Source organism: Magnetococcales bacterium (genome assembly GCA_015228815.1).
GTDB lineage: Bacteria > Pseudomonadota > Magnetococcia > Magnetococcales > UBA8363 > UBA8363.
In genome coordinates this window covers 24,956-38,372 of sequence record JADGCV010000015.1, presented here as the reverse complement: position 1 = coordinate 38,372, position 13,417 = coordinate 24,956, and the positions used below count along the sequence as shown (strand labels likewise).

Annotated in this window: 8 protein-coding genes; 5 read left to right on the top strand and 3 right to left on the bottom strand. The window is 56.9% G+C overall.

Annotated features, from left to right (window positions below):
- The first annotated feature begins 15 nt into the window (after positions 1-15).
- From rsxC to HQL76_08020, 5 genes are all read left to right on the top strand, one after another.
- On the top strand, positions 16-1,524 hold the full coding sequence (rsxC, locus tag HQL76_08040) for an electron transport complex subunit RsxC (GenBank protein MBF0109108.1): 1,509 nt from the start codon (positions 16-18) through the stop codon (positions 1,522-1,524).
- Between the two features lie 85 nt (positions 1,525-1,609).
- Positions 1,610-2,680, top strand: a complete 1,071-nt coding sequence (locus HQL76_08035) for an RnfABCDGE type electron transport complex subunit D (GenBank protein ID MBF0109107.1) — start codon at positions 1,610-1,612, stop codon at positions 2,678-2,680.
- 27 nt (positions 2,681-2,707) lie between these two features.
- Positions 2,708-3,337, top strand: a complete 630-nt coding sequence (gene rsxG / locus HQL76_08030; GenBank protein ID MBF0109106.1) for an electron transport complex subunit RsxG — start codon at positions 2,708-2,710, stop codon at positions 3,335-3,337.
- Complete coding sequence (locus tag HQL76_08025) at positions 3,334-3,936, top strand: electron transport complex subunit E (protein ID MBF0109105.1); 603 nt, start codon at positions 3,334-3,336, stop codon at positions 3,934-3,936. Before rsxG ends, HQL76_08025 begins: the two co-directional genes overlap by 4 nt.
- A gap of 65 nt (positions 3,937-4,001) precedes the next feature.
- Positions 4,002-4,508, top strand: coding sequence for a GNAT family N-acetyltransferase (locus tag HQL76_08020; GenBank protein ID MBF0109104.1), 507 nt, complete (start codon positions 4,002-4,004; stop codon positions 4,506-4,508).
- On the opposite strand, the gene HQL76_08015 is transcribed toward HQL76_08020, so the two are convergent.
- The 3 genes from HQL76_08015 to pglX all read right to left on the bottom strand — a co-directional run bounded on the left by HQL76_08015 (position 4,501) and on the right by pglX (position 13,354).
- The gene (locus HQL76_08015) at positions 4,501-8,265 is read right to left on the bottom strand and encodes a PAS domain S-box protein (GenBank protein MBF0109103.1); all 3,765 of its coding nucleotides are present in this window, start codon (positions 8,263-8,265) and stop codon (positions 4,501-4,503) included. The genes HQL76_08020 and HQL76_08015 overlap by 8 nt on opposite strands.
- A gap of 86 nt (positions 8,266-8,351) precedes the next feature.
- Positions 8,352-9,779, bottom strand: coding sequence for a sigma-54-dependent Fis family transcriptional regulator (locus HQL76_08010; GenBank protein MBF0109102.1), 1,428 nt, complete (start codon positions 9,777-9,779; stop codon positions 8,352-8,354).
- Positions 9,779-13,354 (bottom strand): BREX-2 system adenine-specific DNA-methyltransferase PglX, encoded by a 3,576-nt coding sequence (gene pglX, locus HQL76_08005; protein MBF0109101.1) that lies wholly within the window; start codon positions 13,352-13,354, stop codon positions 9,779-9,781. The genes HQL76_08010 and pglX overlap by 1 nt, the downstream gene beginning before the upstream one ends.
- Positions 13,355-13,417 lie beyond the last annotated feature (63 nt).

The following is a 13,417-nucleotide window of genomic DNA, read 5'->3' as shown; positions in this document are numbered from 1 at the left end:
ACTGGGGCCACGGTAATGGGAATTGCAGCTTCTGTCTTGAAAAGATTTCATGGGGGCATCCACCCCGACGGGCACAAGGAACTTTCCGAGCGTTGCGCCATCGAACCAATGCCGTTGCCCAAACGGCTTGTCGTCCCCCTGCATCAGCACCTTGGGGCGCCCGCCGAACCGGTAGTCAAGGAAGGGGACAAGGTTTTCAAGGGAGATCTGATCGGCAAGGCCAGTGGATTCGTTTCGGCGGCGGTTCACGCCCCGACCTCGGGCACCGTCATTGGCATCGAGGAACGACCCGTTGCCCACCCGTCCGGACTGACCATGCCATGCGTGGTGATCGAATCCGATGGCGCCGATGCCTGGAATCCCGAACTCAAGGGGATTGACGATCCTCTCGCGCCCCTTGCGCTTGATCCCGCCGTCATTCGCGACCGGATCAAGAACGCGGGCATCGTGGGGTTGGGAGGCGCCACCTTTCCCAGTTTCATCAAGATGTCTCCGCCACGGGACAAGGTGGTGGACCTGTTGCTGATCAACGCGGTCGAATGCGAACCCTATCTTACCTGCGACGCCCGTCTCATGGAAGAACGGTCCCAGGAGGTGGTCGAGGGGATTCGCATCATGCTTCATGCCCTGCAAACCAGGGCGTGCGTCATCGGTATCGAGGCCAACAAACCGGAGGCCATCGAAATCATGAACAAGGCGGTTGCGGGAAACTCCGACATTCGGGTTGTCACCCTGCCGGTCATGTATCCCCAGGGGGCCGAAAAACAGTTGATCGAAGTGGTCACGGGACGTCAGGTTCCCTCCAAGGGATTGCCGGTCGATGTCGGGGTGATCGTCCACAATGTGGCCACGGCGGTCGCGATTCGCAACGCCCTCAGGCTGGGCCGGCCCCTGGTGCAACGGATCGTCACGGTGACGGGACACGGAATCGCACGGCCCGCCAACCTGGAGCTGTTGATCGGGACGAGTGTCGATGATGTCCTGGCGCATTGCGGCGGGCTGAAGCCGGATACGGTCAAGGTTGTCATGGGGGGACCGATGATGGGTCTGGCCCTGCACCAGACCAATGTTCCGGTCGTCAAGGGGACTTCGGGAATCCTGGCGCTCTTGCGTCATGAATCCTCGGGAAAGAAGGAACATGCCTGCATTCGCTGCGGCAACTGCGTGGCGGCGTGTCCCATGAACCTGGTCCCCTGTACCATGGCATGGTTTGCCAAGACCGATCAGATCGAGCTGCTGCCCGACGTCGATCTGTTCGATTGCATCGAATGTGGTTCCTGTGCCTACGTCTGTCCCGCGAATATTCCGCTGGTCCATTATTTTCGCTTTGGCAAGATTTCCTGGCAGGCCAAAGAGCGGGAGAACAAAAAACGCGAACTGACCAAACAACGGACCCGGTCGCGCGAGGAACGCCTTCAGCGGGAGAAGGAAGAAAAGGAACGCAAGAAGGAAGAGATGAAGGCCAAAATGGCCGCGAAAAAAGCGACTGGAGGAACCGCGAAGGTGGCACGGGAGGAAGCCTAGTCCGCCAAGGCAGCAACGTGAATCCGATCCGGGATGCGCTTTGCACCACCATCCCTCGTTCAAGGAACTGGAAACGGAACGGTCCATGAGTTCATCAAACCTGATGTTTACCTCCTCGCCCCATGTGCATGGAGGAGATTCGATACCCCGGATCATGGAATCGGTGATCTGGGCCCTGATGCCCGCAACCGCCCTGTCGGTCCTGGTCTTTGGCTGGCCCGCGCTTCTGGTGATTCTGATCACCACCTTGTCGGCGATGGCCACCGAGCATCTGCTCATCAAGATGCGGGTGCGGCCATCCACCATCGGCGATCGTTCGGCGGCCTTGACGGGTCTGTTGCTGGCCCTGACCCTTCCGCCACATGCTCCCTGGTGGATCTGTGTCGTTGGGGCAGTGTTCGCCATCCTTCTGGGCAAGCAGGTGTATGGGGGATTGGGGCAGAACATGTTCAATCCTGCCCTGATCGCCCGGGTATTTCTGTTGATCTCCTTTCCCGTGGAAATGACCACTTGGCCCCAGCCGGCTGGCCTGTTCGGTGATGCGGCCCTTTCCTTTGGCAATGCCCTTGCCCTGATCTTTTCGGGTCATCTGGCCCCGGGGGAAGTCCTGGACGCAGTCAGTTCCGCAACCCCGTTGGGTCAGTATCGCATCGAGGTCAGTCTTGGAAAAACAGTCCAGGAAGCCCTGGGCGGAAACTATGGATTCAGTTATTTCAACGCCACAGGGGGATTGATTTCCGGGTCCCTCGGTGAAACCTCCGCCTTTCTTCTGGCCCTGGGTGGACTTTATCTTCTGAAAAAACGGATCATCACCTGGCATATTCCCGTGTCGATGCTCGCGGGTTGCCTGATCCCTGCGGCCCTCTTCTGGATGATCGATTCCGGAAAATATCCCGATCCCCTCTTTCATCTGGTCACGGGTGGTCTGGTTCTCGGAGTTTTTTTCATGGCCACCGACATGGTCACCTCGCCCGTCACGCCTTTGGGACAGATCGTCTTTGGGGCGGGGTGTGGACTGTTGACCTATATCATTCGTACCTGGGGGGGGTATCCGGAAGGGGTTTCCTTTGCCATCGTCATCATGAACGCCACGGTGCCGCTGCTGGATCAATACACCCGCCCGGTCGTGTACGGAAAAGCCAAGAAAAACGTCTAGGACAAGAAGAACGTCTAGGAGTTGGCAATGCCTGATTTTTTCAGAATGGGTCTGGTCCTCATGGTGGTCGGTCTGGTCGCCACTGCCCTGCTGGCTGGAACGGATGCCATCACCCGAGAACCCATCGCCGAGGCCAAGCGGCAGGAACTGCTCAATGGTTTGCGTCTGGTATTGCCGGAAGGCTTCGACAATGAACCGGACAAGGATTCCATGACCGTCACCGATACCCGTCTGGAGAAAAAGGGCCGACCGGTGACCATTTATCGGGGACGCAAGGGGGATGCCGACCTTGGCGTCGCCTTCACCGTGATCGCTCCCGACGGCTATTCGGGCGACATCGAAATTCTGATGGGCATTGCCTCCGGTGGAACCGTCACCCGGATCCAGGTGCTGTCGCACAAGGAAACTCCGGGTTTGGGCGACAAGATCACCCTGACCGACTGGCCCGATGCCTTCAAGGGCAAGACGTTGACCAATACCAAGTGGGGGGTCAAGAAGGATGGTGGTGATTTCGATCAGTTTGCCGGCGCGACCATCACCCCCAGGGCCGTGGTTGGCGCTGTCAAGCGGGGACTGGAATATTTCAAGGAAAACGAAGCCAGACTGTTCGCCAGGGCGGCTTCCGGGGAAAAGGCGGCGACGGAGAACAAACCATGAGCGAAACCTCAACGATCATCAAAAATGGTTTTTGGAACAATAACGTCGTCTTCGCGCAACTTCTGGGAATGTGTCCCCTGCTCGGGGTTACCACCAGCGCAATCAATGGAATCGGGATGGGCGTTGCCACGATGCTTGTCCTGGTTGGTTCGAACGTCGTTGTTTCCATGATACGCAATTATATTCCGAATGACGTCCGGATACCTGCCTATGTCATCGTCATCGCCAGTTTCGTCACCATCATCGACCTGTCGATGAACGCTTTTTTTCTTGATCTTCATAAGGTATTGGGAATTTTTATCCCATTGATCGTCGTCAATTGCGCCATTCTGGGACGGGCCGAAGCCTTTGCATCGAAAAACAATGCCCTCGATTCCGCCATCGACGGGATCGCAACGGGTTTGGGGTTCACTCTGGCGCTTGTTCTTCTCGGGGCCTCCCGTGAACTTCTGGGGTCGGGAAAATTTTTCGGCATGGACGTTTTGGGGGCTTCCTATCATCCAGCCATCGGTTTCATTCTTCCTCCGGGCGCTTTCATCGTCCTTGGGTTCATTTTGATGTCCGTTCGCTGGCTTGACCAGAAACGGGCCAAGAAATAGGTCAATGAATTATTGAAAGAAAAAAGGGGTCTGGGCAGTTATCTTTTTTTTTCGGGAACCCGGTCATGAATCATACAGGCAACACAGTCGATTCATTGGATATCACGGTCGTTCGCGAGGATATGGATCGGGTCCGCGATCTGGTGGCCAGTACTGGAAACTTCAACGATTCCGAAGTGGACATGGCGGTCGAATTGGTCGAGACGCGCCTTTCCATCGGCGACAAAAGCGGCTATTTCTTTCTCTTTGCCCGTGAACCCTCCGGAAGGCTGTCCGGATACGCCTGTTATGGCCCCATCGCTGCCACCGACAGTCGTTATGATTTTTATTGGCTGGTCGTGCGCCCGCAATGGTTTGGGAGCGGTCTGGGCGTTCGCCTTCAGACCGAAGCGGAACGTCTGATGCGCCTGGCCGGGGCGAAAAGAATCTATCTGGAAACCTCCTCCACCCCGGCCTATCAACGCGCACGTGGTTTCTATCGCAAGACTGGCTATGAAGAACTGTGTGTCTTGAAGGATTTTTATCGAGACGATGATGACAAACACATTTTTATGAAAGTGATTGTCAAATAACCGTTGACACCCCCCCGTCGCCGAAACGTTGACGCAGCTGGACCGCAGCCCTTTGGGAGGCAGGTTTCAATTCATCAATCAGGGGAACCGTCTCGGCCATAAGGTTTTTCTTGGCCAGTTGTTCCAGACTCTGGCACAAATCCGCCAGTTGCCTGGCACCCAGGATCCTGGCCCCCCCCTTCAGACGATGCGCCCGCTCGACCAATGCCTCGGATGATTCCGCCGTCACGATATCCTGGACGCGCTCATCCAATCCTTTCAGAAAAACATGGACAATAGTGCCGAGTTCATCACCCACCTCATGACGCAGACGCTCCAGTTCCCTGTCGTCGAGGACGCCATCGTCGCTGGCGACGATCGACGGCATGGCGGGTTCGGGATGCTCCAGGCTTTCCTCCTCCATAACGGCGACGGCGGGAGAAGACGCACGGTTTGGCAGCCATTGGGACAGAACGCCCGCCAGATCGCGTAAGCGAAACGGTTTGGCGATATAATCATCAACCCCCGCCGCCAGGTATCGTTCCCGATCCCCCGACATGGCATCCGCAGTCACGGCAACGATGGGGGTGGAACGGGAAACGCCGGAGGTTTCCTGGAAGTGGCGAATGTGGGCCGTGGCGGTGATGCCGTCCATTTCCGGCATGTTCATGTCCATGAAGATCAAGTCATAACGATTCGCCGCGGCCATTTCCACGGCGCGACGGCCATTTTCCGCCCAATGGACTTCACATTCCAGCTTGTGCAACATTTCAAGAATCACATCGCGGTTGATTTCAAAATCCTCCGCCACCAAAATTCGAACACCTGGGAAGCGGTCCTTGACGGACGCGGTGGGGTGTTTCGTTCTCCTTGGGCCGGTCATGTCGGGGACAACCGTTGCCTCCGGTACCGGTTGACTGACAAAAACGACCTCGAACCAGAAGGTGCTTCCCTGTCCGGGAACACTCTGCAAACCCAGGGTCCCGCCCATCAATTCGACCAGTTTGCGCACGATGGACAAGCCCAGGCCACTGCCGCCATAACGTCGGGTGGTGGTGCTGTCCGCCTGGACGAAGGGATGAAACAAACGTTCCCGCGCCCCCTCGTCGATGCCGATGCCGGTGTCCTCGACTTCGAAGCGAAATGCGGTTCGGTTTTGTTGTTCCCATTGACGAAAAAGACGAATGGTCACCTCGCCCCGCTCGGTGAACTTGACGGCGTTTCCCGTCAGATTGACCAGGATTTGCCGCAAGCGAACCGGATCTCCCAGAACCCGGGTATTCATCCCGGGTGGATCGAGGGTCAGGTTCAACGACAGCGATTTGCCATGGGCCAGGGGAGAAAAGACATCGGCAACCTCGCCCAGCAATTCCTTGAGGTCGAGTGACGTATGCTCCAGCTTGATTTGACTGGCTTCGATACGGGAAAGATCAAGAATATCGTTGAGCAACGTCAACAAGGTCTCCCCGGAGCGATACACCGTTTGCGCATGTTTTCGTTGTTCCGGATGCAATGGACTCTCAAGCAACAATTCCATCATTCCCAGGACGCCATTCATGGGGGTGCGAATCTCATGGCTCATGGTGGCGAGAAATTCACTCTTCGCCCGATTGGCGGCATCCGCTTTCAATCGCGCCTCTTCGAGGGTCGTTTCATAGGCCTTCTTTTCGGTGATGTCCTCCTTGATGGCCAGATAATGTTGAATCCTGCCGGAATCATTGAAAATGGGGGCGATCAGGGTCGATTCCCAGAAAAGCGCGCCTGATTTTTTCCGATTCAACAGTTCTCCCCGCCAGATACCACCACTGGAAATCGTTTGCCACATTTCGGCAAACATGGAGGGAGGCGTGGCATCCGATTTGAGTATTCTCGGATTTTTTCCGATCACCTCATGCTGATCGTATCCCGTGGCACGGGTGAATTGCGGATTGACATATTCGATCAAGCCTTCGGGGTCGGTGATGACCGTCGAGACCGGACTTTGTTCCACGGCCATCCAAAACCGATTGCGTTCATTTTCGATGCGTTTCCTGTCGGTAATGTCCTGCTGAATGGCGATAAAGTGGCGAATGTTCCCTCCTTCGTCACGAACGGGTGTGATGACCGTATCCTGGACATAGCGGGTCCCGTCCTTTTTGCAATTGATGATTTCGTGGTGCCACACAGTTCCCGAAAGAATCGTTTTCCAAAGGGTTTCATAGAATTTCTGGTCATGTTCCCCCGATTTCAACAGCTTTGGGGTCAAGCCCAGGGCTTCTTCGGGTTGGTAACCCGTCAAACGGGTGAAGGCGGGATTGATCCACTGGATGATCCCCTGACAATCGGTGATGACGATGGGATTGGCCGCCGCTTCCATGGCGGCGGACTGCAATCGGAGGCGTTTGTCGATTTTTATTCTCTGGGTGAGGTCACGCAGAAAAATGGCAAAGAATGTGTTGTTGACCAATGATATGACCGAAATGGCCAGATCGACGTGCAATTTCATGCCATTTTTGTGAAGGGCCGTCATCTCCAGCCGTTGATTTCGGATGTGCGCGTCTTCCTGGTGCGAAAATTTTTTCATGAGACGCACAAAGCGTTTGCGTTCTTCCTCGGGAATCAGGGTATCGCCGACCCGGGCACCGATGATTTCTGCACGCGAATAACCAAATATGTTCTCCGCGGCGCTGTTGAATTCCAGAATCGTACCCTGTGAATCGATGCGGATGAAGGCATCCATGGCGGAATTGATGATCGTGGCGCATCGGGTTTCGCTTTGGCGAAGGTGTTCCACCGATTCGGTGATGTTTCGTTCCACCCATCGCAAACGACGGCGAACCACGTAGATCATGAAGAGCGACAAGGCGAGAAGGCCGGCCAGCATGACGAAAAAATTACGGCGTACCATGGAAGCGATGTTTTCATCCATGGCAACCAGGGCGATCCATCCCAAGAGTTTCTTGGAACCATCAAAAAGATCCATGCGGCGGAAATGTTCGTGATGATCCAACCAATACCATGAAAACAGAAAACTTTTTCCCGTCGTTGCCGTGGAGTCCTCCATGAATTCCTCGGTCAGCCACGAAGGAATGGCCTGGCGTGATCCTTCGGCAGGGATGATGTGGGTGTATCGATTCCAGTGAAACGAATGTTGCCGCATTGACGTTTCCCAGAGGTCGCGCCGGACCGGGCTTTTCAGAATGAACGAAAAAGCGTGAATGCCACCAATCCTTTCCAATTCGGCGATCATGGGACCGATATTCGCTCCCAGTTCCGAATAGCCCAGAAGATTTCCATCCCCGTCACGCCAGGGATGCACCACCACCCAGGTCAATGCCCCGGACAAAGCCGGCTCCATTCCCTTGGCAGGCTCGCCGGTGCGCGCGGCTTCCAGCAGTGCGGCGTGGGTCACCGCATCGCCATGATCGTCCTGCCGATGGAGACGAAGAAGCACATGTAAATCAGGGGTGAGAAAGGTCAGTCGCGACGATCCCGTCAAGGATTCGGTGGCCTGCCACAGTGGCGTGAGTTCCTGGAGCAGACGTGCGCGATCCCCCTGGGCAAGGGCCTGGGACACCCCGGATTGTCGTTGCATCAGCCGGACCAGCCCTTCGAATTCGCGACTCTTTCCATCAAGGGCGCCCTTCAGGCCGATTTCGAAGGATTCCCACGTTCTTTCAAGATGAAGGTGTTCGAGGGCATGGTGGGTCCTTTGTATGGACAGGGCAACGATGGCAACCCACAGGGATGCCGAAACGATAAAGAGGAGCAGAATGGGTTTCTTGATGGATGTTGGCATTGCATCAGCTTATCAGTCCCGCAGGGCGATTGAAAGACACTTTTCCGGATCGAATGTCTGCTGTCATAAGAAACATGTTTTCATTTCTAAAATCCATCTTTCTTGCGTGATTGCATGCGTCGGTTCAGGGTTTGACGGGTAATTCCCAGGAGTGCCGCGGCGATTCCCTGGTTATTGCCGGCACGACGCAACGCCTCCTCGATCAACAGGTCGGTGGCGGCCTGAATGGTGGGCAGGGGATCGGGGTGATCGCGGAACAGGCGGCTTTCGTCTTCGGATCGTTGCGTCACGTTCGCGGTCATCCCCGATTTGGCGAAGATGTGCCTTTTGAACATGTCCATGGACAGCATGCCCGAATCATGGTGGGCCATGGCATCCATGGTCATGGCCTTCAATTCGCGTATGTTTCCAGGAAAGTGGTATGATTCCAACAGTTTATTAAGTTCGATCGGCGGAGTCGGCACGCTCGTGCCGCGACTTTCCGCATTTTCCGCCATGAAATGATTGAGCAGCAGTTCGATATCCTCTTTTCGTTCGCGCAAAGGGGGAATCATCACATGGTGCGCCGCCAGGCGAAAATAAAGATCGGCACGGAAGGTTCCCTGTTCCATGGCCTGGGAAAGGTTGCGATTGGTGGCGCAAATGACGCGGGCATCGGTTTTGATGGGCAGATCGCTGCCCAGGGGGTAATATTTTTTTTCCTGCAACAGGCGCAACAGTTTGACCTGGGAGGTTTGTCCCAGGTCACCGATTTCATCCAGAAACAAGGTTCCATTTTTTGCCCGGGCCACCATTCCTTCCCGGGGCTGGTCGGCCCCCGAAAAGGCGCCGCGACGGTGACCGAACAGGGTATCGGAAAACATGTTGTCATCGATCCCCGCCACATTGACCGCGATCAGTTCTCCCTCGCGACCGCTCAGGCGATGGATCGCCTCGACCATGAGTTCCTTGCCGACACCGGTTTCACCGACCACCAATACCGGTTCCGGGGAGTCGGCAACCGCTTCGAGGTATTTGAAAATGGCAAACATCTTGCGGCTTTGCGTGATGATTTCGCGAAACGCCGGGTCCTGTTCGACCCGGTCCGATAAAAGGTGATGTTTGAGACGACCGATTTCCAGTTGAAGTTGATGTCGTTCCATCGCCCGTTGCACGCTCGACACAAACCGGTTTTCATCCACCGGCTTCACCAGATAGTCGAACGCCCCCTCCTTCATACAGGCGACGGCGGTTTCCACTTCGTGGACCGCGGTCATGATGATGACGGGAATATCGGGAAAAAAACGCTGAATCCGTGGCAGAAGTTCCCGCCCCGTCAGATTGGGCATGATCAGGTCGAGGAGGATGACCGAGGCGCCGTGAATTGCCAACTGGTCCATCAATTGCCGGCTGTCGGGATAGGTGACGACCGGGGCGATGTCATGATTGCGCAGCAATACCATGGAGGTGAACAGCAGTTCCTCCTCGTCATCCACGAGAACGACCGGGGCGGTAAACCGTGTCTGGCGCGTCATCACATGTTCCTCTCCCCTTTCCGACGGCGTACAGCCTGGGGTGGACGCCAGGAGCGGACCTTCGCTTCGGTCAGCCCCAATCCATGCATCGCCTCATCAATGAATCCGGCAAAATGGTCCCCCATACCGGTATCGAAGGTGGGGTCCTGCGCATTGTGCCACTGTTTGAGCCAAGGCAACAACTCCAGCAATCCGGCCAGCAAAGGCATGAGCCGATCCGCGGACCAGCGTTCGTTATCGCGCATGTGGATGAAATAACCCGCCAGGGCCTGGGCCTGTTGCAGGTGGTTCCAGCCGGCCCAGGCGATGACCGGAGTGGGGTCCTTGGCCTTTTCACAATGGGGATACAAAATAAAACGCTCTTTGGGAACGTCCAGTTTGCCCCGCAGCCGCCACCAGGTGACGTTGGCGAAGTCGGCGAACGTATATTTGGGAGGTACCGGAATATCGCCGACCGGTTCCCCGGCGTCTTCTTTTCGCTGCAAATCCCAGGTGCGTTCCCAGGCAGTGCGTTTGCGCAGGCCGGAATCCTTGTAACGCAGGATGGGCAGAAACGGCACCGCCTCGTCCAGCACCAGTTCGATGACCATTCGGGTCAAATCGAAATCGCCGCGGCCCCGGTAGAAGGTGGCGACATGGAAAAACGCGCCATCGTGATAGAGTTTGTCGGCAATACGGGCACAGGTGGTAAGTTCACAAGTTTCGCTCCGCCACTGGGGCATGGCCTCGATGCGGTCCAGGAGCCACCCCTTGAGGGCGCGCTGTTCCTGCTCCTCCCAGGACTCCAGATTCCAGCGCCGCTTGTACTCCGGCTGCTCGATCAGGCGGATATTGTGCTTCTTCTCGATGGCCGCCAGCCGTTTTTCCACCGTGGCGCGGTAGTCGGCGGGCCAGTGGCCGGGAATCTCGGTGATGGGGGTGGAACCGTGGCGGGTAAACCAGGTGGATTCCATCTCTCCGGCGGCCATCTTGCGCGCCATAATCATTTCGAAAGGACGTTCCCCCAGGGATACTTCCGGCGGTTCGCCCGGATGGGTCAGGTCGTCGTCGAGAATGCCGTAAAGGCGATAGCACTGCCAATCCAATTCCTCCTGCAAGGCGATCATGCGGCCCAGCAGGGTTTCGGCCTCGGCCCGATAGCCATCCAACGCCTTCCGGGTCATGGGAAATTGCCCGGCCAGTTGCGCGGGCAGGTGGGCTTGCCGCTCCTGAGCCAGTTGGTCTATACGGGTGGCGAGAGACTGAGGTGTTTCGTCTGGAATTGGGAATCCTGCCACATTTGACGCATTGAATGCGTATCTTTCTTCCCACTTTCCTGCTGCAAATCCACCTTTCGGGAAGCAAACTTGCCGCAGCCAAAACAGTCCTGTGGAACTATTGAGCAACCCCAGCAGGGCCAGATGGTCCGCTTCCGTGGCCGTGGGCTTCAGCTTGATCACCGGGGCCGTCTGCTTGAACACCTTGCCACCCCGGTCCAGCACGAAATGATTGTGGGTGGCCACCTCGGCAAAGGCGATGGAAAGGGGAGTGCGGAGTTTGGCGTGAGTTAACCGACCAAACTCATACCAATGCAAACCGCATTCAACCTTGGCCTTTCCTCCAAACATCTTATTGCTTGCCAGGGAAGTACGGGCCAGCCAAAGATACCTGAGCGCGGGGTTTGAAGGGTCATCCTGGATCGGTGAAAAATCCTCTTGATACGGGAAAACGGCCACATCCAGGTCACTGACCGTCCAATCGCGCATCAAGTCTCCCAACATCATCGGACGCTGAAGATTTTCCGGGATGCCATGCCGACGGGCTGCTTTGGCCGGTAAAATGAAAATGTCATCTTCCAAGGTGAAGGATGTTATTCCTATGCTCTCCGAAATGGCGCCAAGGTCCGTTTTTTTTGCCTCTTCAATGTGCTCTTTCAACTCCGAAGCCCCGCCGCCCCCCAGACTCCACGGGTGGGTTTCAAACGTTGTCCGAGGCGTATCCACCACACTGATCAACTCATTCCCGGAGCCGGGCTGGTCGATCATGGCCACGATGGCGGACCAGACCTGGCCCTGGGCGGCATTCACCGGGATCGACGGCTCCCCCCGGATGCCCTGCACCGTGCGCACCACCGGAAGGGCCGGATCCCGATGCCGCCCGAACAGGATCACCGTGGGCGTGCCATGGCCAGGAATATAGGCCCCACTGGTATCAATGATGGTATCGAAATCCACACTTCCGAAAAGAGATTTATGGAAGTCCCTGCCCACCCACATGGACTCGATCAGCTTTTTGCCAAACTCTCTTTTCATGAATGAGTTGGCGGTGATCAGCCCCACGAACCCGGCGGGCTGGCCCTCCCGACCCTGGATCGCCAGATCGAAAAACCGCTCGGTGAACGGCACCCCGAGGGAATACTTCTTATGGCAACTGACGTAGCGGTCCCGATAGGCCTGATTGAGGGCCTTGTCCTTGGGGGTGATGTAGGGCGGATTGCCCACCACCGCATGATATTGTTGGCCCAGGATTTCCCATAGCGCTTCTTTGTCCTCGGTATTCAACGCCTTGGTAAGCGCATCGCCATCAGGATCCAACGTGGGCTGGATATTGTCGCTCTGACGAAAGCGCCTTCCCAAAAGCAGCGAATCTCCCACCGCCAGATGGAGGACAAACCCCGGCGCATCGGCCATGCGGGTGATGCCGCACCCCTTGAGGGCGGCCACCAGCAGACGGAAGCGGGCGATGGCTACCGCATGGGGATTGAGATCCACCCCCCACACACCATCCAGCGCCTTCTGGGCCAGAACACAGGCGTTGGTCTCCGGTTCCTTCTTCTGCCACAGGGCAAACAGCCGGTGAAACGCCCCCAGCAGAAAGTGCCCCGAGCCACAGGTGGGATCGATCAGTCGCACCGTCGCGAAACCAAACTCCCGAATCGCTGGCGTCAAGGTCCGGTCGAGAATGAAGGACTCAACAAATTCAGGCGTTTGCAACAGTGCGTATCGTTTGCGTACCTCCTCGGAAAGGTCCTGGTACAGGTCGCCAAGAAAACGGGTGTTCCACTCCGGGTCGGTAAAATCATGGTTCAACGCCCCTGTGGCCGGGTCGCTCCCCTGCCAGAATCGAAGCAGTCCCGCCGCCCCGTCGCCGCTGGGCATCAACCGCCACAACGGGTTGAACCGCCGGTCGAACAGCGCCGCCATCGCCGGATCGTTTGCCACCTCGCCAAAAACGTGGAGCAGATAATCCCGGTCGCCGTGGCTGGGATGGCTGCGGAAGTAGAGGGTATGCCGGTCCTGGGCAAACAGCCGCCGCTTGCCCGGTCCAGAGAGCCAAGGCTGCTCGATGAGCCTGTTGTCCTCCAGAAAGCGCACGAACACTCCTGCCAGAACCCAGGCCACGGCAGCCTGCGTCACCCGCTCGTCCCGCCACGCCTCCCACGCCGCCCCGGTGCGCCCTCCCTCCAGGGCCTCCCGGTATTCCCCCTCAAGCCGCGCCTGCTCCCCGGGCGTCTCTTCCAGCCGGATACGGATGTCATCCTCCAGCCCGGGCAGAAGCGCCTTTAAATCCTTCAATACTGTCACGGCGTTGATCATATCCTATCGCTCTCAGTCCTACAGTGGATCGATGACCCGGTCATCGTTCCGATCCAGTATCTT

Coding starts and splice junctions, on each gene's coding strand:
- rsxC (MBF0109108.1), top strand. CDS start 16: ATGGGAATTGCAGCTTCTGTCTTGAAAAGATTTCATGGGGGCATCCAC.
- HQL76_08035 (MBF0109107.1), top strand. CDS start 1,610: ATGAGTTCATCAAACCTGATGTTTACCTCCTCGCCCCATGTGCATGGA.
- rsxG (MBF0109106.1), top strand. CDS start 2,708: ATGCCTGATTTTTTCAGAATGGGTCTGGTCCTCATGGTGGTCGGTCTG.
- HQL76_08025 (MBF0109105.1), top strand. CDS start 3,334: ATGAGCGAAACCTCAACGATCATCAAAAATGGTTTTTGGAACAATAAC.
- HQL76_08020 (MBF0109104.1), top strand. CDS start 4,002: ATGAATCATACAGGCAACACAGTCGATTCATTGGATATCACGGTCGTT.
- HQL76_08015 (MBF0109103.1), bottom strand. CDS start 8,265: ATGCCAACATCCATCAAGAAACCCATTCTGCTCCTCTTTATCGTTTCG.
- HQL76_08010 (MBF0109102.1), bottom strand. CDS start 9,779: ATGACGCGCCAGACACGGTTTACCGCCCCGGTCGTTCTCGTGGATGAC.
- pglX (MBF0109101.1), bottom strand. CDS start 13,354: ATGATCAACGCCGTGACAGTATTGAAGGATTTAAAGGCGCTTCTGCCC.